Annotated in this window: 18 protein-coding genes; 5 read left to right on the forward strand and 13 right to left on the reverse strand. The window is 59.8% G+C overall.

What is annotated here, in order from left to right; genetic code table 11:
- Positions 1 to 72 precede the first annotated feature (72 nt).
- Complete coding sequence (locus tag FHX05_RS01675; RefSeq protein ID WP_183870486.1) at positions 73 to 672, forward strand: LysE family translocator; 600 nt, start codon at positions 73 to 75, stop codon at positions 670 to 672.
- Positions 673 to 698: 26 nt separating this feature from the next.
- On the opposite strand, the gene FHX05_RS01680 is transcribed toward FHX05_RS01675, so the two are convergent.
- The 4 genes from FHX05_RS01680 to FHX05_RS01695 all read right to left on the reverse strand — a co-directional run bounded on the left by FHX05_RS01680 (position 699) and on the right by FHX05_RS01695 (position 4772).
- Complete coding sequence (locus FHX05_RS01680) at positions 699 to 2558, reverse strand: adenylate/guanylate cyclase domain-containing protein (RefSeq protein ID WP_183870487.1); 1860 nt, start codon at positions 2556 to 2558, stop codon at positions 699 to 701.
- A 12-nt stretch (positions 2559 to 2570) separates the two neighbouring features.
- A complete protein-coding gene (locus FHX05_RS01685) occupies positions 2571 to 3104 on the reverse strand; it encodes a FecR domain-containing protein (RefSeq protein ID WP_183870488.1) in 534 nt (177 codons plus the stop codon).
- Between the two features lie 86 nt (positions 3105 to 3190).
- The gene (locus tag FHX05_RS01690) at positions 3191 to 4240 is read right to left on the reverse strand and encodes a HoxN/HupN/NixA family nickel/cobalt transporter (RefSeq protein WP_183870489.1); all 1050 of its coding nucleotides are present in this window, start codon (positions 4238 to 4240) and stop codon (positions 3191 to 3193) included.
- 139 nt (positions 4241 to 4379) lie between these two features.
- On the reverse strand, positions 4380 to 4772 hold the full coding sequence (locus tag FHX05_RS01695; protein ID WP_112398305.1) for a rhodanese-like domain-containing protein: 393 nt from the start codon (positions 4770 to 4772) through the stop codon (positions 4380 to 4382).
- Between the two features lie 65 nt (positions 4773 to 4837).
- On the opposite strand from FHX05_RS01695, the gene ftrA reads away from it, so the two are divergent.
- On the forward strand, positions 4838 to 5890 hold the full coding sequence (ftrA, locus tag FHX05_RS01700) for a transcriptional regulator FtrA (RefSeq protein ID WP_183870490.1): 1053 nt from the start codon (positions 4838 to 4840) through the stop codon (positions 5888 to 5890).
- 33 nt (positions 5891 to 5923) lie between these two features.
- On the opposite strand, the gene FHX05_RS01705 is transcribed toward ftrA, so the two are convergent.
- The 4 genes from FHX05_RS01705 to FHX05_RS01720 form a co-directional block, all read right to left on the reverse strand.
- Positions 5924 to 7561, reverse strand: a complete 1638-nt coding sequence (locus tag FHX05_RS01705; protein WP_015339947.1) for a CTP synthase — start codon at positions 7559 to 7561, stop codon at positions 5924 to 5926.
- Between the two features lie 134 nt (positions 7562 to 7695).
- The gene (gene secG / locus FHX05_RS01710; RefSeq protein ID WP_183870491.1) at positions 7696 to 8214 is read right to left on the reverse strand and encodes a preprotein translocase subunit SecG; all 519 of its coding nucleotides are present in this window, start codon (positions 8212 to 8214) and stop codon (positions 7696 to 7698) included.
- Positions 8215 to 8327: 113 nt separating this feature from the next.
- Positions 8328 to 9098, reverse strand: coding sequence for a triose-phosphate isomerase (gene tpiA, locus FHX05_RS01715; protein WP_183870492.1), 771 nt, complete (start codon positions 9096 to 9098; stop codon positions 8328 to 8330).
- Between the two features lie 138 nt (positions 9099 to 9236).
- Positions 9237 to 10133, reverse strand: a complete 897-nt coding sequence (locus FHX05_RS01720; RefSeq protein WP_183870493.1) for an alpha/beta fold hydrolase — start codon at positions 10131 to 10133, stop codon at positions 9237 to 9239.
- Positions 10134 to 10339: 206 nt separating this feature from the next.
- Between FHX05_RS01720 and parE the strand changes: the two genes are divergently transcribed.
- The gene (gene parE / locus FHX05_RS01725) at positions 10340 to 12400 is read left to right on the forward strand and encodes a DNA topoisomerase IV subunit B (RefSeq protein ID WP_183870494.1); all 2061 of its coding nucleotides are present in this window, start codon (positions 10340 to 10342) and stop codon (positions 12398 to 12400) included.
- A gap of 235 nt (positions 12401 to 12635) precedes the next feature.
- Complete coding sequence (locus FHX05_RS01730) at positions 12636 to 13814, forward strand: AI-2E family transporter (protein ID WP_112411785.1); 1179 nt, start codon at positions 12636 to 12638, stop codon at positions 13812 to 13814.
- A 4-nt stretch (positions 13815 to 13818) separates the two neighbouring features.
- Here the strand turns inward: FHX05_RS01730 and FHX05_RS01735 are convergent, their stop codons facing one another.
- From FHX05_RS01735 to FHX05_RS01750, 4 genes are all read right to left on the reverse strand, one after another.
- Positions 13819 to 14286, reverse strand: coding sequence for a GNAT family N-acetyltransferase (locus FHX05_RS01735; RefSeq protein ID WP_183870495.1), 468 nt, complete (start codon positions 14284 to 14286; stop codon positions 13819 to 13821).
- A 130-nt stretch (positions 14287 to 14416) separates the two neighbouring features.
- Entirely contained in the window at positions 14417 to 15571 is a 1155-nt protein-coding gene (locus tag FHX05_RS01740) for a DUF2336 domain-containing protein (RefSeq protein ID WP_183871167.1), read from the reverse strand.
- A 112-nt stretch (positions 15572 to 15683) separates the two neighbouring features.
- On the reverse strand, positions 15684 to 16289 hold the full coding sequence (locus tag FHX05_RS01745; protein WP_183870496.1) for a flavin reductase family protein: 606 nt from the start codon (positions 16287 to 16289) through the stop codon (positions 15684 to 15686).
- Positions 16289 to 16876, reverse strand: coding sequence for a nitroreductase (locus tag FHX05_RS01750; RefSeq protein WP_112602681.1), 588 nt, complete (start codon positions 16874 to 16876; stop codon positions 16289 to 16291). The genes FHX05_RS01745 and FHX05_RS01750 overlap by 1 nt, the downstream gene beginning before the upstream one ends.
- A gap of 153 nt (positions 16877 to 17029) precedes the next feature.
- Between FHX05_RS01750 and FHX05_RS01755 the strand changes: the two genes are divergently transcribed.
- Positions 17030 to 18100, forward strand: coding sequence for a hypothetical protein (locus FHX05_RS01755; RefSeq protein ID WP_246698830.1), 1071 nt, complete (start codon positions 17030 to 17032; stop codon positions 18098 to 18100).
- Between the two features lie 73 nt (positions 18101 to 18173).
- Here the strand turns inward: FHX05_RS01755 and FHX05_RS01760 are convergent, their stop codons facing one another.
- A complete protein-coding gene (locus FHX05_RS01760) occupies positions 18174 to 19013 on the reverse strand; it encodes a lysophospholipid acyltransferase family protein (RefSeq protein WP_112602682.1) in 840 nt (279 codons plus the stop codon).
- Positions 19014 to 19110: the final 97 nt, after the last annotated feature.

Below are 19110 nucleotides of genomic sequence, written 5' to 3' on the forward strand. Positions count from 1 at the left end.
CGATCCTTCAATATTCGATTTCATGATGCTGGAGCGGCGCCTATGCCTTTTTCAATTAGAGAAAGGCTGGATATGACGATCGAACCCTTGCTGCCGCTGATACTCTTCGCATTGGTTTCCACCATAACGCCGGGCGGTGCGACCACGCTCGCGACAGCATCCGGCGCGCACTTCGGCTTTCGCCGGTCCATACCGGTCATGGGCGGCTTTGCCTTCGGCTTGGGTTCCATGGCCGGAGCGGCGGCAGCCGGGTTGGGCGGCGTTTTGATGGCACTGCCAATGCTGCAGGTCGCCATGAAGACGCTGGGCTCCCTCTATTTGATCTGGCTCGCTATTCGAATCGGCAGAAGCGGCCGGCCGCACGAGGCCGGGCAGATGGTGAGGCCGACAGGCTTCCTTGCCGGCGTCTGGATGCTCTGGCACAATCCCAAGGGCTGGGCGATGACGATGGGCGCCGCCGCCTCCTTTGCCGCGCTGGCGGATAGTCCGGCCAGACTTGCATTCCTACTTGGCGTGACCTTCTGCCTTATCGCCGCTTTCTCTTTGGCGGTTTGGTGCGCTCTGGGGCAAATGCTCGGACACCTCTTGAAAACGGCCTGGCAATGGCGAGCACTCAACATTTCTCTCGCTTGTCTCCTCGTGATTTCAATCGCTCCCATGTGGTACGCATAAGATCCGACGCGCTGAGATCTCTCGGGTCACGGCCGATCGCGCCAAAGCCATATGGTCAAAGAACCGGCGCGGCCACGCAGGCTTGTTTCGATCGGGCCGTTGAGGTGCCCATCTTTGAAGGGGGTGCTGTCGCGACCCGCCGCAAGCAAGAGGTCGGCGCTGATGGCAGCCTCCGCATGGTGACCTGCGGCAACCTCCATCAAGCGACTGGCAACGTTGACCGTATCACCTGTCGCAGTGATCTGTTGACGATCGCCGCCGCCGAGCCTGGAGGCGACGATGGTGCCGAAATGAGCGCCGATTTTGAAACCGATTCGCGAAGTTATTCCCTGCGGCAATGCCGAGAGCCAATCTCTCATCCGGTGAGCCAGGCGAATGCAACAATGCGCTGCATTGGCAGGATCGGTAGGCTTTGGATGCGGCAGGCCGAAAAGGATCATGGCGCCGTCACCCATGAAACTGGTAATGGCACCGCCGGATGCAGTCACTTCTTCGTCGACGAGATTGTAGAAGCCGTTCAGCAGTTCACGCACGGCGGTCGGGCCGATCGATTCGCTAAGACCGGTGAAGCCATTGATATCGATGAAGACGACGGCCGCCACCTGGTGTACCGGCTCTGCGAGAAGGCCGGGATCGCGCGCAAGATGCTCGGCCAGACCAGGCGCCTGGATGCGCTGCAACAGCTGGCTTTGTTCGGCGAAGCGGGTGGCGCGTCTGCGGTCGAGCCAAAGCTGGATCGCGCCAAACAGCAGCGCCGGCGGGACAGTTGCCGCAATCGGAAGGGCGGCGCTTAGCCAAATTCCGTGCTTGAAGGCGCTGACGTTGATGGCAAACCAAAGAAGGACGACACCCAGCACCATGATCAGACCTATGGTGCTGCGTCGCCATGAAAGAAGGCTGACAACAGCAATCGGCAGCCCGACGGCGAAATAGAGGTCGATGAAACGAACGTTGCGGTCGCGTACCAGGCCATCTCCTGAGATCAGATGCGTAATGGAAGTGGAGATCACCTCTACACCGGGCAGAACGGGATCGAACGGCGTCGGAAAGACATCTCCTCCTCCTGTAACGGTCGCGCCGATAACGACGACATGGTCCCTGATCGCGGCTTCCGGCAACTGGCCGCTCAGCGCCGCGCTGGCGCTGACGGTGCGGATCGTTCCACGTGGACCGTAGAACGAGAGCGGCATGAGATAGCCGGTGTCGGTATGGATGGAGCGGTCGCCGATCTTGATATGGTCTGAAAGAACAGTCGTCTGCTCGCCGCTTGCGGCGGAAACGACGCGTAGCGAAAAGGATGGCTCGATCCGTTCGCCGCTGCGAAACAGCATCGGAACGAAACGCGGCGTGCCCGCCTTGTCGGTCTGCAGATTGACGATGCCATAGCTTGCGGCATCGGCGAACCGCTGCTGCGGTTCGAGGAATTGCAGCGCGCTGGGCACGCGGGCGAGAGGCTCGTTGCTGTTGTCGACAACGCGCTGGCGGCTTTCGGGAAAGATGCCGGCTGCGGCCAGCACGACCTTGGTCCGCTTGAGTGATTGCTCCAACGCCGCATCGCCGGCTTCGTCACCGGGATCGACCAGAAGCACGTCGAGGGCGATGGCTTTGGGTCCCAGGGCGGAGATGGCGTCGACGATCCTGGCAAGCGTGGCGCGCGGCAAGGGATAGCGTCCCGCCACTCGCGAGGTCTCATCGTCGATGGCGACGATCGTGACGAGATCGGGCGGTTGGCTGCGGCCGCCGAGCGTATTGCGGAGATTTGTAAGTGTTGCTTCCGCGCCGTCGATGAAGGGAATATCACCGCGCAGATGCGCAATGCCAAGACCCAGGCTCCAGGCAACAGTCAAGAGAAGCGCAATCAGCGTTTGCAGCGATGGTCTGCGCATGGCGTCGGGATCTCACTGGCCGAGGCGTGCCATCAAGGCGTTTATGCGCGGCTGTCCCCACGGATTGACATGCAAGGCAGAGCGGGTGCGATCCACATCGACACCTTGCCCTTGCCCGAGCGTCACCCCTTGCCCGGTCGATACCTTGTTAACCGCAACACGGCCGCGCAACACGAGCACGGATGTCTTGCCACGTTGCGCGTCAACAGCCCATCGCGTGCCGCGGACGGCAGCGATCGCCTGCGGCGTTACCACTTCGAACCCACCCTGAACACGGCTACTATCCACATCGACCAAGGCCGCCTTGCTGTCGAGCACGATAGCGTCCACCCGGCCATCCCGATTTCGGTCAGCAAGGTGGAAATGCGCGCCGCGCTCGACGGTGATGCTAAGCCCAGGCTGGCAATTCAAAGTCCGGCGTTCGGTGCTGACGGTCGGCTGCAGCGGGCAATTCGTGAGAATTTGCGCAAAAGCTGTGCCGGCGCCGATGACGAACAGGATGCCTGCCGTCAGTCCTAGGCTGCGAATACTGCTTGCATGGATCATGGTGGTGGCCCCTCATCGCATATAACTGGAGCCGCGGACGACGATGTCCAGTCAAAACATGCTCGATCCCCGGGCGCAATGATGCGTCATGAGCGATTGATCTGCAAGTTGTCGTAGCCTCCGGCTTTATAGAGCACCGTCGAAACCAGCCAGCTCAAAAGGAAAATGCCGACGACGGCGAAGCCGAAGTTGGCAAGATTGTCGTTGAGTTCGCCCACGAAGCTCCAGAAACCTCCTTCGAGGCCGAGTTTGTCGGCGATGAGCCCCAAAGCCTCGATGCCGCCGATGAAGACGGCGACGACGACCGACGCCGCGGTAATGGTCAGATTGTACCAAAGCTTGCGCACCGGCTTGACGAAGGCCCAGCCATAGGCGCCCGTCATCAGCGTACTGTCGAGAGTATCCATCAGCGACATGCCGGCGGTAAATAGAGCCGGAAAGACGAGTATGGTCCAGAAGGACATGCCCTGCGCGGCTTGAGCGGCGGAAATGCCGAGAAGTCCGATCTCTGTTGCGGTGTCGAAGCCGAGGCCGAAAAGGAAGCCGATCGGATACATATGCCAAGAGCGGGTTACGACCTTGAACATGGGCCGGAAGATGCGCGCCAGCAAGCCGCCGCCGGCAAGCAGCGTGTCGAGATCTTCCTCTGCAATCCGCTCACCCCTCTGCGCTCGTCTGAAGGCCGACCACACGCCCTTCAGGACGAGGAGATTGGCCATACCGATCAGCAGCAGAAAAACAGCCGAAACCGTCGTACCGATGACGCCGCCGATATCGTGGAAGGAATCGAGCTGGCTCTGCATGGCAGCTGCCGTCGCGGCAATCAGGATCGAGGCGATCACCACGATGGAGGAATGACCGAGCGAGAAGAAAAAGCCGACGGCATAGGGCTGCTTCTTTTCCTGAATGAGCTTGCGTACGACATTGTCGATGGCGGCGATGTGATCGGCATCGAAAGCGTGGCGTAGGCCGAACATATAGGCAAGAAGCGCAATGCCGAGCAAAGACGGGCGGTCTGCAAAGGCGACCCAGGCCCAAGCCCACGCGGCAATATTGAAAGCGATCAGCAGCGCGAAGGTAATGGCGATCTTCGCCCTTGGTTTTTCCGCGCGATCATCAAATGGATTGAGAATCATACTTTTGTTCCCATTATGCTTACTCGCATAGTGTCACGGAAACGAAAGCGACGCGACAGGCAAATGACGTAGATGCCGAAGTTTTTCGCAGTGTCGTAAAAATGGGCAGACCCAGCATGTGCCGGCTCTGCCCTCGCGCTCAGCCTTTCTCGAACGGATACCCCTCATCTGCCCAGCCGGTCATGCCGCCGATCATGACCTTCACGCGCTTGCCGAGCGTACCCAGGCGCCAAGCCGCCTTGTCGGTGCCATTGCAATGCGGCCCGGCGCAATAGACGACGAACAGGGTATCGTCAGGCCATTCCGCCATCTTCCTTGCGGTCATCTTGCCATGCGGCAGGTTGATCGCAGCCGGGATATGCTTCTCTTGGTACATTGCAGGACCGCGGACATCGAGCAGAACGAAATCGACATTGCCTGATGTCATGGACTGGTAGACGTCGGAGCAATCGGTTTCGAAGCCAAGCCTCTTGGCATAGTGCTCGGCGACGAGACTGGGATCTGCAGTGGGGATTTCACTGACTAGCGACATGGAACGCTCCTTCTTTGTTTCGGTGCATTCATGCCTGAGCGATCCCGTGGTTGAAATTGGCCGAAATGCCATATAACGTCAATATCATGCCAAACTCAGATAACCCCAATCTTCACGGCCCACATGTCGTCACCCTCGTCTATGACGGGCTCTGCACCTTCGAATTCGGTGTCGCCTACGAAATCTTCGGCCTGCCGCGACCGGAGATGGGTGAGGATTGGTATCGCTTTTCCGCCTGCGCGATCGAGGAAGGCCTATTGCGCGCCGCGGGTGGGTTGACGGTGCAGGTCGATCATGGCCTCGAGGTCCTTGCCGATGCTGACCTAATCGTCGTGCCCGGTTGGCGTGGTATAGGCACGGCAGTCCCTGCCCCGCTGATTGCCCAGCTCCAGGCGGCGAGCCGCCGCGGCGTCCGCAACATGTCTCTCTGCTCTGGTGTCGCGGTCCTCGCCGCCGCAGGATTGCTGGCGGGCCGCAAGGCAACCACGCATTGGCGCTATGTCGAGTCTATCGCGGCGCGCTATCCGGATATATCCGTGGATGCCGATGTTCTCTATGTCGATGAGGATAAGGTGCTCACGGCCGCCGGCAGTGCCGCTGCGATCGATCTCTGCCTGCATGTCGTGCGTCGGGACTTCGGACCTGACGCCGCCAATAGCGTCGCCCGCCGTCTCGTGGTGCCCCCGCATCGCGAAGGCGGCCAGGCTCAATATATCGAGACGCCGGTTTTAAAGCAGCGCGAGGGCGCGCGTTTAGGCCCCCTGCTGGAATGGATGCGAGAGCGTCTGCAGGAAGATCAGCCCATTGCGACGCTTGCAGCGCGGGCCGGCATGAGCGTGCGGACTTTTCAGCGCCGTTTCGAGGCGACCACCGGCATGGCGCCGGGCGAATGGCTGCTCAGCGAGCGGCTGCGGCGCGCCCGCGATCTCCTGGAGAAACAGACGGCTATTTCGCTTGACGATGTGGCGGTGGCAAGCGGATTTGGATCGCTCGCCACCATGCGCCATCATTTTCGGGAGAGGCTTGCGGTCAGTCCTAGCGACTACCGCAAGCGATTTGCAGTCCTCAAAGCAGTTCCAGGAAAAGTGCGTAGCGGTTTTCCGTCCGGAACTGCGTAAAAGCAAAGATATAGAGCGCTTCGATGAAGCGCTTTATACCAGCCGGCTCTGTTCCGTCGCCGCTTCGATGAAGCTCGAGAACAGCGGATGCGGTTCCAGCGGACGGGATTTCAGTTCCGGATGGTACTGGACGCCGATAAACCACGGATGATCCGCATATTCGATCGTCTCAGGCAGCACGCCATCCGGCGACATGCCGGAGAAGGTCAGGCCGCAATCTTCCAACTTATCCTTGTAGTCGATGTTGACTTCATAGCGGTGGCGATGGCGCTCCGAAATATCGGTGGAGCCGTAGATTTCCGAAATCTTCGTGCCCTTCTTCAGGGCCGCCTTATAGGCACCGAGACGCATGGTGCCGCCGAGATCGCCCGATGCGGTGCGCTTCTGCAGTTCGTTGCCCTTCAGCCATTCGGTCATCAGGCCGACGACCGGTTCCTTTGTGGGCCCGAATTCGGTCGACGAAGCATGTTCGACACCGGCCAGATTGCGGGCCGCCTCTATGACGGCCATCTGCATGCCGAAGCAGATGCCGAAATACGGTACCTTGCGTTCGCGCGCGAAACGGGCAGCCAGGATCTTCCCTTCGGAACCGCGCTCGCCAAAGCCGCCGGGAACGAGAATGCCATGCACCTTCTCGAGATAAGGTGCTGGATCTTCCTTTTCGAAGACCTCGGATTCGATCCATTCCAGCTTGACCTTGACCCGGTTGGCAATGCCGCCGTGGTGCAGCGCTTCGATCAGCGACTTATAGGCATCCTTGAGGCCGGTATATTTGCCGACGATGGCGATGGTCACCTCGCCTTCCGGCGTGCGGATGCGATTGCAGACCTCTTCCCACTGTTCCAGACGCGGCTTCGGAGCCGGCTCGATGCCGAAGGCGGCCAGCACCTCGTTATCCAGGCCTTCCCTGTGGTAAGCCATCGGCACGTCATAGATGTTCGCAACATCGAGCGCCTGAATGACGGCAGATTCCCGCACGTTGCAGAACAGCGAGAGCTTACGGCGCTCCGCCTCGGGGATTTCCCGGTCGGCACGCACGAGCAAGATATCGGGATGGATGCCGAGGGCCTGCAGTTCCTTGACGGAATGCTGCGTCGGCTTGGTCTTCAATTCGCCAGCAGCCGGAATATACGGCATCAGCGTCAGATGAACGTAGACAGCCGTGCCGCGTGGCAGGTCGTTGCCGAGCTGGCGGATCGCTTCCATGAAAGGCATGGCTTCGATATCGCCGACCGTGCCGCCGATCTCGCAGATGACGAAATCATACTCGTCATTGCCTTCGGTGACGAAATCCTTGATCTCGTTGGTGACGTGCGGAATGACCTGGACGGTCGCGCCGAGATAGTCGCCACGGCGTTCCTTGTCGATGATGTTCTTGTAGATGCGACCGGTGGTGATGTTATCGGTCTTGGTGGCCGAGCGGCCGGTGAAGCGCTCGTAATGGCCGAGATCGAGGTCGGTTTCCGCACCGTCGTCGGTGACGAAGACCTCGCCGTGCTGGGTCGGGCTCATGGTGCCCGGATCCACGTTCAGATAGGGGTCGAGTTTGCGCAGGCGGACTCGATAACCACGAGCCTGCAACAACGCTCCGAGAGCCGCAGCCGCAATTCCTTTTCCGAGGGAAGAAACCACGCCGCCAGTGATGAATACATATCGCGCCATGGGAGTCACCGGATACCTTTTCACAAATGATTCCGCTAGCCCTAAAATTCGTTTCCGGAATTTTGGCTACAGGATGCGGAATATGGACAAAACAAAACCGGCAGATCCGAGGACCTGCCGGGGATGATCTTCGGCGACCGGAATTACTTGCCGGTCGGAACGCCGCCGTTGTCGGCTGGCGCGGGAGTGGTCGTCGCCGGCGCGGTCTGCTGACCGGTCGCGGCCGGAGCCTGCTGCGCAGGAGCTGCCTGATTCGTCGCGGCGGGCGGCGTTGCCTGCGACTGCGGAGCAACGGCGCCGCTGTTCGGCACGCCGCTATTGTCGGCAGGCTTCGGCTGGGTGGTTGCCGGAGCAGCACCCTTCTGATCGCCAAGCGAATCGAGGATGCCGTTGCCCTGCCCCGCCGTGCTCGGGATACGGTTGAGAATATCGGTCGGGCGAGCCTCGAAGCGGGACAGCACGTTCATGCCGAGCGCAAGCGCGAAAAACAGCGTGGCCAGAATGGCCGTTGTGCGCGTCAGCGCATTGGCCGTACCGCGCGCAGACATGAAGCCCGATCCGCCGCCGATGCCAAGGCCGCCACCTTCGGAGCGCTGAATCAGCACCACGCCGATAAGGGCGACGACAACCATGAGATAGATGACAAGCAGTACGGTTTGCATAGGTCCAGTCCTGCCCGGTGCGGGCATCAAAAATAAAAGCTCGCGGCTCTTTACATGAGGCTCTCGCCTATTCCAAGCCCTTTTAAGGCTGGAATTCCGGGCAAGTGGTTGCTTCAGGCGAACTGCCGTTCGAATGCGGCATAAATGGCAAGGAAGTCGACCGCTTTCAAGCTCTGTCCGCCGACAAGCACGCCGTTGACATGCGGGATGTCGAGAAGGTTGCGTGCATTCGCGCCGCTGACCGAGCCGCCGTAGAGAATTCGCATGTTCGCGCCTTCCTTGCCGAAGCGTTCGATAAGCTCCGCGCGCATGAAAGCATGGGCTTCCTCGACGTCTTCGCTGGTTGGAACAACGCCTGTGCCGATCGCCCAGACAGGCTCGTAAGCAATCACGGTCGTTGCCGCGGTCGATCCATCGGGAACCGAACCGATCAACTCCCGCTTCAACACATCGAGCGTCTGGCCGCTATTGCGCTCATAGGCGGTCTCGCCGATGCAGATGATCGCGATCAGACCGGCATCGTGCGCGGCCTGCGCTTTGGCACGCACCAACATATCGCTTTCCGCGTGATTTCTGCGGCGCTCGGAATGGCCGACAATGACATGGGTGCCGAAGCAGTCGGCGATCATTTCGGCCGAAATATCGCCCGTGTGGGCGCCGCTGACCTGCTGATGGCAATCCTGGGCGCCGATGGCGAGCGGGCTGTCGTCGCAAAGCGCCGTCGCCACATACAGCAGCGTCGCGGGGGGGCAGAGCAGCGTGTCGATCTTCTCAGACAGCGGCGTTTTGACGCCATCAGCGATTGCCTTGATCTGATCCAGGCTCGCACGCGTGCCGTTCATCTTCCAGTTTCCGGCCAAAAGCGGCCGTATCGTCTTCGTCATTCCGGTTTCTCCCCCTATTTCATCCATCGGACTAACAAAAAGGCGGAGCAAAGGAAAGTTAGCGAACAAGGCCGAAACCTGTTCAAATCGTTTGAAAAAATGCTTATCCGGAAAATAAATCGAATTGTGCGATGTGTTTCACGGCGCCTGTGGATCCACGAGCCAGTTTAGCACCTTGCGCCAATCGGTCATGCGCACCGGCGTTCCGTGGTTTCCGGTTTCGAAAAGCGTAAAACGCGTGGGATAATGCGCCTTGTAAAGTTTCTCGAACAAGGCTTGCTGGTCGGCCGCGGCGTAGACTGGATCCTTGCTGCCATGGGTAAACCAGAGCGGCAGCTTTGCCTTGTAGAAAGCGCTCTTCGTGAAATCCGGATCGGTAACGCCACTCAGGATCGCCATGCCCTTCAGCCGCTTGACGCTTTCGGCATCGCGCGTGATGCCCCAGCAGATGAAACTCCCCATGGAAGCACAGGTGAGTATGACGGGCTTGCCGCCGGATTGCTCGTAGGAATAGCGGATGAGCGCCGCGATATCGGCAACGCCATTGCTGTCGAAACCTCTGACGCTCGGCGCATAATAGGTGCCGCCGTTCTTGTAAGCCAGGTTCTTCAGCCGGTTGAAATTGCCGCCGAACGCATAATCGTTGGAGCCAAGCCGGCGGTCGCCGCCTCGGCCGTGAATGAAGATCACGGTAAAGGCCTGTTTCGATGCGGGGCCTATGCGAGTGACATCGACCCTGCGATCGCCGATCTCGAGCGTTTCGTCCTCTTGCGCCTTCCAGCGCACGCCGGTATCGACATAAGCCGGTTTGACGCGCTTTTCCGGAATCTGGTCGCGGCCGTTAACGTCACGCAATTCCTGATAATCGATCGTCTGGAAGGCGCCGTTGTCGTGACTCTCAATGACCGTCTGGCTGGAAAACAGTTCGTCCTTGAACGGCTTGAGCATCTCGGCAGAGGTTCCCGAGGCGGTCGCAAGCAACAAAATGCCCGAGATTGCGGACAGAACGGGCAAATGAGCTGTGGACATTGGCATGCGGATACTTCCTCCGATCGGCCATCGGGCTTGCCATTCTTCACCCGGCAACGCAAATCTCTTTCATGAATCTGCCCCGTCGTGGGGCGCCATCGCTCTTGTGCGCTGTTTCTGGCAGAATCACGGTGATTCGCGAATAGCGGCGACAAATGCGATAATGAAGGGGTCTGGCCCCACCAGAACAAATCTGAGCAGCTTGAAATTCTATGGACAATAGCAACGATCTCTTCTCCGGACTCCCCCGCTCCCCGAAGCCGGAGGCAGCGGAAAAGCCGGTGGTAAAGGCAGAAAAGCCCCCTGCGCCCACACAGCGCGCGGCGCCGACGACCCAGTCGTCGGAGGAATATGGCGCGAGTTCGATTCGTGTTCTCGAAGGGCTCGAGCCGGTCCGCATGCGCCCCGGCATGTATATCGGTGGCACGGACGAGAAGGCGCTGCACCACCTTTTCGCCGAAGTGATCGACAACTCGATGGACGAGGCTGTGGCCGGTCACGCCAATTTCATCGAAGTCTATCTCGATCGGGAAGGTTATCTCACCGTCACGGATAACGGCCGTGGCATTCCGGTGGAAAACCATCCGCAGGTGCCCGGCAAATCGACGCTCGAAGTCATCATGACCAAGCTGCATGCCGGCGGTAAGTTCGACGGCAAGGCCTATGAGACCTCGGGCGGTCTGCACGGTGTCGGCGTGTCCGTCGTCAATGCGCTGTCGGACGACCTGGAGGTTGAAGTTGCCCGTAACCGCAAGCTCTATCGTCAGCGCTTCTCGCGGGGTCTGCCGGTGGGCGGCCTGGAAGAGTTGGGCGATGTGCATAACCGGCGCGGCACCCGCGTCCGCTTCCATCCCGATCCACAGATCTTCGGCGATCACGCCCGTTTCGATCCGGCCCGCGTTTTCCGCATGGCCCGTTCCAAGGCCTATCTGTTCGGCGGCGTCGAGATCCGTTGGGGCTGTGATCCCGAGCTGGCGCCGGAAGGAGCCGATGTTCCGGAAAAGGCGGTCTTTCACTTCCCGGGCGGCCTGAAGGATTATCTCAAGGCGACGATGGGCAACGAATTCACCGTCACCCGTGAAATCTTTGCAGGCAAGTCTGAGAAGGAAAGCGGCCACGGCTCGCTCGAATGGGCCATCACCTGGTATGGCGGCGACCCGCAGATCCATTCCTATTGCAATACGATTCCGACCCCGGAAGGCGGCACGCATGAGGCGGGCCTCCGCATCGCATTGACCAAGGGCCTGAAAAACTACGCCGATCTCACCCAGAACAAGCGTGCGGCCAATATCACCACGGATGACGTGATGATATCCGGCGTCGGCATGCTGTCGATCTTCATCCGCGAACCGGAATTCGTCGGCCAGACCAAGGACAGGCTCGCGACGGTCGAAGCCCAGCGCATCGTCGAAAACGCCCTGCGTGACCCTTTCGACCATTACCTTACCGACAATCCGGCCGAAGCCGAGAAGCTGCTGGAATGGGTGATCGAGCGCTCCGAAGAGCGCATGCGCCGCCGCAAGGAGAAGGAAGTCAATCGCAAGACGGCTGTGCGCAAGCTGCGCCTGCCCGGCAAGCTGGCCGACTGCTCGCAGAACTCCGCCGCTGGCGCGGAACTTTTCCTGGTCGAAGGTGACTCGGCCGGTGGCTCTGCCAAGCAGGCGCGCAACCGCTTGAATCAGGCGATCCTGCCGCTGCGCGGCAAGATCCTCAACGTCGCCAGCGCCGGTCGCGAGAAGCTTTCCGCCAACCAGCAGATTGCCGATCTGGTCCAGGCGCTCGGTTGCGGCACGCGCTCGAAATACCGCGAGGAAGATCTTCGCTATCAGCGCATCGTCGTCATGACCGATGCCGACGTCGATGGCGCTCACATCGCCTCGCTGCTCATCACCTTCTTCTATCAGGAGATGCCTGAGCTGATCCGCCAGGGCCATCTCTTCCTGGCCGTACCGCCGCTCTACAAGATCACCCAGGGCTCGAAATCCATCTATGCCCGCGACGACGCCCACCGCCTGGAACTCATGCAGACGGAATTCAAGGGCAAAGGCAAGGTCGAGATCAGCCGCTTCAAAGGTCTGGGCGAAATGCTGCCGGCCCAGCTCAAGGAAACGACGATGGACCCGGCCAAGCGCACATTGCTGCGCGTCGAGATCGACGAAGTGGATTTCGAAGGCACCCGCGACGCGGTCGACAATCTGATGGGCACCAAGGCCGACGCACGCTTCCGCTTCATTCAGGAGCGTGCTGCCTTTGCGGAGGATCTGGATATCTGACGGCGCACCAACCGCCGAACGGATTTGATGGTCCTGCTCACCAAAACAGTTTCAATTCGACGCAAAAACTGAGTCTTTTGCATTCAAGATGCTTTGTGGCCTTGATTATGGCGCGCAGGGCAGTCGTGCTATTGTCATGACGGATGAATAAGAAGCTTGAAGCCGTTGCTCTTGAAACGGCCTAGATCATACCCCATAACCGGATGATCTAGTAAATTGGGGCGAAGTAAGACCGGTGGGTGTATTTGAACGTCATAAGCCAAAGGAACACCGGTGGCTGGGACCGAGCGCGCATGCACGCATGCCTTTGATCCCATCCATTTCCGCGGCACGCTGGCTGCTGATTCTGATTGCCATCGCCGGCATTTATTTCTTCTACGGATTTCTCGTTCCGGTTCTGGCCGCCGCGGTGATCGGCTTTGCCACCTGGCCGCTTTACAGCGATATCGTGCGGCGAACGGGCGGGAATACGACAATTGCAGCCACCATCGCCATCGCGTTCATCGTGACCTTTCTGGTTCTGCCGATCGTTCTTTCCGCCCTCTACATGGCCGGAGAAGTACGCGACTGGTTCGGCTGGGCAATCCATGTGAATCGTGAGGGGGCGCCGCCGCCGCAATGGATTCTGGCTTTGCCGGTCGTCGGCTCCTGGCTCGGCGAGCAGTGGACGCAATATGTCGGCAGCCCTGGCTCACTCGGTGAGCTGGCGCAGCTCGTAAGCGGCGCCCATATCGGCAATATCTACAGGGCAGTACTCGCAGCAGGCGGTGGCGCCTTCCACGTCGTCTTGACCCTTCTCTTCATGCTGATCGCTCTGTTTTTCATCTATCGCGATGGCTCGACCTTCGTTCGCCAGGTCGATCTGCTCGGCGAACGTATCCTTCCCAATCGCTGGGAACGGATTTCCCGCGTCGTGCCGGCGACGATCAGCTCTACCGTCATGGGCATGACGCTGATCGCTATCGGTGAAGGCATCGTTCTCGGTGTGGCCTATTGGATTGCCGGCGCTCCATCGGCCATCACGCTCGGCGTTCTCACGGGCGTCATGGCTCTTGTCCCGGGGGGCGCCCCGCTCTCGATGTCGCTCGTTTCGATCTATCTCGTCGCCAGCGGCTCGCTTTGGGCCGGTATTGGCCTCTTCCTATGGGGTACGATCGAGCTTTTCATTGTCGACAAGACGCTTCGCCCCAAACTCGTCGGCGGGCCGATCAAACTGCCCTTCCTGCCAACCTTTTTCGGCCTGGTGGGCGGCGTGAAGACCATGGGCTTCCTCGGGCTCTTCATCGGCCCGGTGCTGATGGCCATCATCGTTGCCATTTGGCGCGAATGGATTCGCGAAGCCGAATTGACCGAGGAGCAGCACGCGCAGGAGCCCGAACTGCAATTGCATGTCCGGGACGCTGCCGAGGGTTGATTGTTCAGCTGGTTTGTTTCAGCCGCTTTTCCATGAAAAGGCTCAGTGGATCCGGCTGATAGCTGCCGAAAGGCGGAATTTCGAGATAACCGAATTTCCGGTAGAGTCCGATCGCTTCCGGTTGATATATGCCGGTTTCAAGCCGCACTGCGGAAAGGCCTTTCTCGAGCGCCGCCGTTTCGAGCGTTTCCATGAGCCTGCGTGCGACGCTTCGGCCCCTGGCGACCGGATCGACGAACATGCGCTTGATCTCCGCCGTGCCGTCACCGGCTTCCACCAGCGCGCAACATCCGACGATCGTCTCCCCGACCCTGGCGACCCAGAAGGTCACCTCCGCCTTCTCCAGCGAAGACAGATCGAGCATATGGTTGCTTTCCGCCGGATAGAGCGATTCCGCATAGGCGCTCGACATGTCGAGAAGGCGAATGACGCCTTCCTGACGCGGGGATTCGATAGCGATCGTCAGTGACAAGATGAACCTCGGAACCTGGAGCATGTCGCGCAAAAGTGTGCGGCGGTTTTGCGATACGCAAAATCAAGGACCTAAAGCGCGGGAAGCGAATCTGAAAGATCGCGACGCGCTTTAGAACGCCGGCTGGATATCACGCGGCGGCGAGCGTTGCCAGTGCGGCAAAGCTGCGCGCAGTTTGCCGCTTTTCGGCATTGGCAAGCTTCTCGACCATGTCGAGGAGCTGCGTTGCAGCAACCGGGCTTTGCTCTGCAAGGCGGAACTTTCGCATCAGCCGCGAAGAAACATCTTCCAGCATCGCCGTACCGTTTTTACGGGAGGATTCGCGCCAGATCACCGTCGCCTCGACGAAGATCGTGCTGATATCTCGGCGCAAGCCGGCGCTCTCGTAGAGAGCCCGCAGGGCATGAACGCGTCCTCTGGAAACGATCGAGCGCACGCGCCGTTCGTCGCATCCGGAAAGATTGGTGATCGCGCAGGCAAAGAAATCGACTTTGCCGGAGCATAGCGCATGCATGAGGAATGCTGGTGTCAGCCAGCCGCTGCGCCTTAGATGCTCGACCAGATCAGGCAATTGCTCGTGCTGCGCCGTTCCTGCAATGGCAACGGTTGCGGATTCCGTCGCTTCACGCGTGACCTGTTGCAGCCTGGAGCTGCCGACAAAACTCTGGACGAGAGGCGATTCCGAAAGCGCTTCGCTGACGTGGCGCATCAGCAGGTGCCTGATATCTGCGGACAAAATGTCCCGGGAAAGAAGCAGTCCGCGTATGTCAGCGGAGTCACCCATGCGCTCGGCGATGCGCTTGAGGGAGGCCTGCGAAAGCAAGGCACCGTCGTTCTCGAGCAGACACAGAATTTCGACCTCTCCGCCCATCTCGGCAAGCGCAGCACAGACGGCACACGGCACCTCCCCGCGTGACGCGATCAGTACCCGCGTCACGTCGCTACCCCGCAATGCGAGATCGACCAGATCGGCATCGGTGAACACGGGCGAAAACAGGATGATCTGCCCGGCGATTTCAGGCTGATCCTCGGCTAGAGATAGAATGACGTTCCGCGGGGCGCCGGCCGAATGCGCGACCGCTTCTGCGAGCGCCAGCCGCACGCGAGGAGACGGATCGTCGAGCAGATAGGTCATCGCCATCTCGGCGGCCGCACGCTCTTCCCTAGGCATCGCCGACTGCAGATAGGCCCTGCCGAGCGCATTGGCCGCCCGGGTTCTGCTTTCTGCCTTGGCGGTTTCAGCCCAGCGAAGGAATGCTTCTATAATCACGTAACGCCCCGATATCGGCGGGGCGATTCTTGCCCCGCAAATTCCTATACTTCACCTTATCGGGCAAAGGTTTACGGGACGTTTACCTTGCTTGTTAACCTTTCGCCCGCAGGCATGAGTGGCGCCTTCAGGGCGCCTTTGGCCTCATCATCTCGAAGACCTCGCTGCCCTCGCTATAATCCATATAGCCCATGCGTGCGATGGGGCGCGCTAACGCCATGTCCAGCCGGCCTCCGCGAATGATCGTCTCGTCGATGTGGATACCGACGACCTGGCCGATGACCATGATATTTTCGGATGTCTCGCCATTGAGACCCTTGGGCTGCAGGATTTCAGTCACCCGGCATTCGAGCACGGCAAAGGCTTCGGCGACATAGGGCGCATCGACCAGCTCGCCGGGCCTAGCAGTCAGTCCGGCAAGTTCGAATTCGTTGACCCCATAGGGAACGGCAATCGAAGAGTGGTTCATCTTCTCCACGATATGGCGACTAACGAGGTTGGCAGTAAAGACGCCGGTTTCCTGGACATTGCGCACGCTGTCTTTTCGACCGGCGGAAGAAAACATTACCAGCTTCGGCCGATCGCTGACGGCATTGAAAAAGGAATAGGGCGAGAGATTCAGCGAACCATCCCTGCCCTTGCTGCCGATCCAGCCGATCGGCCGCGGCGCGACGATTGCCTTGAAAGGATCATGCGCCAGACCGTGGCGATTGGTGTCTGTCGTATAGAACATCACGCGTCCTCGCCGCCGATCCAGGTCACCGTTTCCGACAGCTCCGGGCGCGGGCGTTCGACGGGCGGGAAGCTTGTCGAGCCGATATGGATAAAGCCGGCAACCTTCTCGCCCGGCTTTACGCCGAGCAGCGGATAGGCGCGTTCGTCGAAGGCGAACCATTCCGTCAGCCAGTTGGAGACCCAGCCATGGGCATTGGCCGCCATTAGCAAGTTCAAGCAAAGCGCGCCCGCCGACATCAACTGCTCCCACTCCGGGATCTTGAAATGCGGCGCCGCCTTGCTGACGACTGCGACGACCACGGGTGCACGAGTGAAGCGGGTGCGCTCGACCTGAATCATTTCTTCCGACAGGTCGGGCTTGGCTTCCAGCGCGAGCTTCAGCAGCTCTTCACTGATGCGGGCGCGTTCCCCGCCGCGATAGACGATGAAGCGCCATGGCGCGAGCTTGCCATGATCCGGCACACGCGACGCCAACCGGAGAATCTCCTCGATTTCAGCCTTGTCCGGGCCTGGTTCCGACATTTGAAACGCAGGAATAGATCGGCGCACCGCGAGATAGTCGACCAGCTTGATATCGGTTTTCATTAAGGAACTGCCTTCATTTGGGCTTTATGGGATGTAGGTCTTGAATTTGCCACCGCATTGGTTTTGAAGTGGCGTGTGTTTTATCGGAAGTCAATCGGTTGGGTATTCATGTCAGGCATTTCATCCGCTCGCCGATTGAGCGCGGCTTTCGCGATGCTTGTGAGCATGAACACTGCCGTCCCGGCACAGGATGCCTTCAAGGAATTCAAGCAGCTCGACGGCAGCGTCAAGATGCCGAAGCTCAATGCTTTCGTGGCACCGAATGGCGAGAATTCGCCTGCGCGCACATTGCGCGACGTTTCCCTCGAAGCCAAGCTCACGCCCCAGAGCGGCCCGCAGCAGCAGGGCCTCGCCTGGTACGTCTTCAGCCCGATTGCGGGCGCTGATGGCAAACTGCCGCTGGTCGCCAGTTCGCGCGGAGGCTCGGCCTCCTTTCACCTTTTGCCGGGCGATTATTTCGTCAATGTCTCTTTCGGCCGCGCCGGCGTCACCAAGCGGCTTAGCGTGCCTGAAAGCGGCGACACCCAGAAGCAGACGATGGTTCTCGATGCCGGTGGCATGGTCCTGAACGCCGTATCCGGGCCCGATGTCCGCATCCCTCCGAACGAGCTGAGCTTCTCGATCTACTCGAGCGAAACCAAGGAGGACGGCGAGCGTGGTCTTGTCATGGACGATGTCAAGCCGAACACGCTGGTCGGCCTGAGTGCCGGCACCTATCATGTCGTTTCCGAATACGGCGAGGTCAATGCCGTCATCCGCGCCGATATCCAGGTGGAAGCCGGCAAGGTGACGGAAGCGACCATTCAGCACAGGGCGGCAAAGATCACCTTCAAGCTGGTTTCGGATGCCGGCGGTGAGGCAATCGCCGATACTGCCTGGTCGATCCTGACAGCTGCGGGCGATATCGTTGGCGAAAGCGTCAGCGCGTTCCCGACCATGGTGCTTGCGGAAGGCCGCTACACGGCCGTCGCCCGAAACAAGGACAAGATCTATCAGCGCGACTTTACCGTCGCCGCCGGCATGAATACGGATGTGGAAGTGCTGATGAAACAGCAACAGCCGCAGGAGGTCGATACCGAACAATCGGCCCGACAGCTACCGATCCAGATGCCGCCAATGCGCCAGAGCCAGACACCGCCGGCCACGACCAACCAGCAGCCGCTGCCCACCTATGAACAATTGGCGCCGGCCGCTGGCGGCGACGACGGCGATAGCATGGATTGACGACTGCGACGCCATTTGGTCGCTGGCGCGAACCATCCAGACAGTTGTCACTCGGCGACAAAAGTCTCGCGATTCATCCCGCCCGGCGCCGGAGCAGCTTTCTCGGCGGGGCCATGGAGAAGACTGCGCCATAGAGCTTCGCCAGCAGATCCTTGCGGTCACTGCCCTCGCTAAGGGCCTCCCAGCTGCGAAGAGCGCCGATATGGGCAGTGATGGTGCTGCCGGAGAGACGCCGGAATTCGCGGATTAGCAGTGAGATGCGCAGGGTCATCGAAATCCGGCTTGCCAGATGGAACAGCCGCCCGTTCTGCCCTTCAAAATAGATGGGAATGACGCTGGCGCGGGCCGCCTGAATGAGTTTTGCCGGGAATATTTTCCAGGGCAGATCTTCTGCCCGGCCGAAACCCTTCTTGGCGGTTGCCACACCGCCGGCTGGAAAGACGATGATCGTCGTGCCTTCCTTGAGCAGGCGAACGGCCTCATGCCGGGTCTTCATGTTGATTGCCATCGCTTCCTTGGTTTCTTCGAAAGAAACCGGTAGCGAATAATCGTTCATTTCAGGCACTTTCAACAATTCGTTGTTGATGAGGACCTTGAAGGGGCGCCCCAGTTGCTCGGCAAGCGCCAGCACCGCGATGCCGTCGCCGATGCCGTAGGGGTGATTGGCGACGATGACGATCGGCGCTTCTGGAATCTGGTTCGGCGGCCACTCGCCCTTGATGAGCAGGCGCACATCGATGAGATCGAGCATCTTGCCGAAGACCCGCTCGCTCTTGCCGACGATATCGGTGCGCCAGATATCGTAGAGCCGGGCGTAACGGTCCCTGCCGGAAAGACCTTCGATGGAGCGGATGAACCAGCGCTTGATCCGCGTGTCCCGTTCGTTGGCGTAGGATAATTCTTTGAATTCCAAGTGCGCGACGGGCTGCCCCGCTCCTATGGTCTCAGTTGCGTCACATGCTGCAGCCACAGCAACGCGTTGATTCATCAACTATATGAAAGCTGTATGT

It is taken from the genome of Rhizobium sp. BK491 (assembly GCF_014194925.1).
Lineage (GTDB): Bacteria > Pseudomonadota > Alphaproteobacteria > Rhizobiales > Rhizobiaceae > Rhizobium.

What these genes read in the sequence shown, in the direction of transcription:
- FHX05_RS01675 (WP_183870486.1), top strand. Translation starts at nt 73, where the DNA reads ATGACGATCGAACCCTTGCTGCCGCTGATACTCTTCGCATTGGTTTCC.
- FHX05_RS01680 (WP_183870487.1), bottom strand. Translation starts at nt 2,558, where the DNA reads ATGCGCAGACCATCGCTGCAAACGCTGATTGCGCTTCTCTTGACTGTT.
- FHX05_RS01685 (WP_183870488.1), bottom strand. Translation starts at nt 3,104, where the DNA reads ATGATCCATGCAAGCAGTATTCGCAGCCTAGGACTGACGGCAGGCATC.
- FHX05_RS01690 (WP_183870489.1), bottom strand. Translation starts at nt 4,240, where the DNA reads ATGATTCTCAATCCATTTGATGATCGCGCGGAAAAACCAAGGGCGAAG.
- FHX05_RS01695 (WP_112398305.1), bottom strand. Translation starts at nt 4,772, where the DNA reads ATGTCGCTAGTCAGTGAAATCCCCACTGCAGATCCCAGTCTCGTCGCC.
- ftrA (WP_183870490.1), top strand. Translation starts at nt 4,838, where the DNA reads ATGCCATATAACGTCAATATCATGCCAAACTCAGATAACCCCAATCTT.
- secG (WP_183870491.1), bottom strand. Translation starts at nt 8,214, where the DNA reads ATGCAAACCGTACTGCTTGTCATCTATCTCATGGTTGTCGTCGCCCTT.
- tpiA (WP_183870492.1), bottom strand. Translation starts at nt 9,098, where the DNA reads ATGACGAAGACGATACGGCCGCTTTTGGCCGGAAACTGGAAGATGAAC.
- FHX05_RS01720 (WP_183870493.1), bottom strand. Translation starts at nt 10,133, where the DNA reads ATGCCAATGTCCACAGCTCATTTGCCCGTTCTGTCCGCAATCTCGGGC.
- parE (WP_183870494.1), top strand. Translation starts at nt 10,340, where the DNA reads ATGGACAATAGCAACGATCTCTTCTCCGGACTCCCCCGCTCCCCGAAG.
- FHX05_RS01745 (WP_183870496.1), bottom strand. Translation starts at nt 16,289, where the DNA reads ATGTTCTATACGACAGACACCAATCGCCACGGTCTGGCGCATGATCCT.
- FHX05_RS01750 (WP_112602681.1), bottom strand. Translation starts at nt 16,876, where the DNA reads ATGAAAACCGATATCAAGCTGGTCGACTATCTCGCGGTGCGCCGATCT.
- FHX05_RS01755 (WP_246698830.1), top strand. Translation starts at nt 17,030, where the DNA reads ATGCTTGTGAGCATGAACACTGCCGTCCCGGCACAGGATGCCTTCAAG.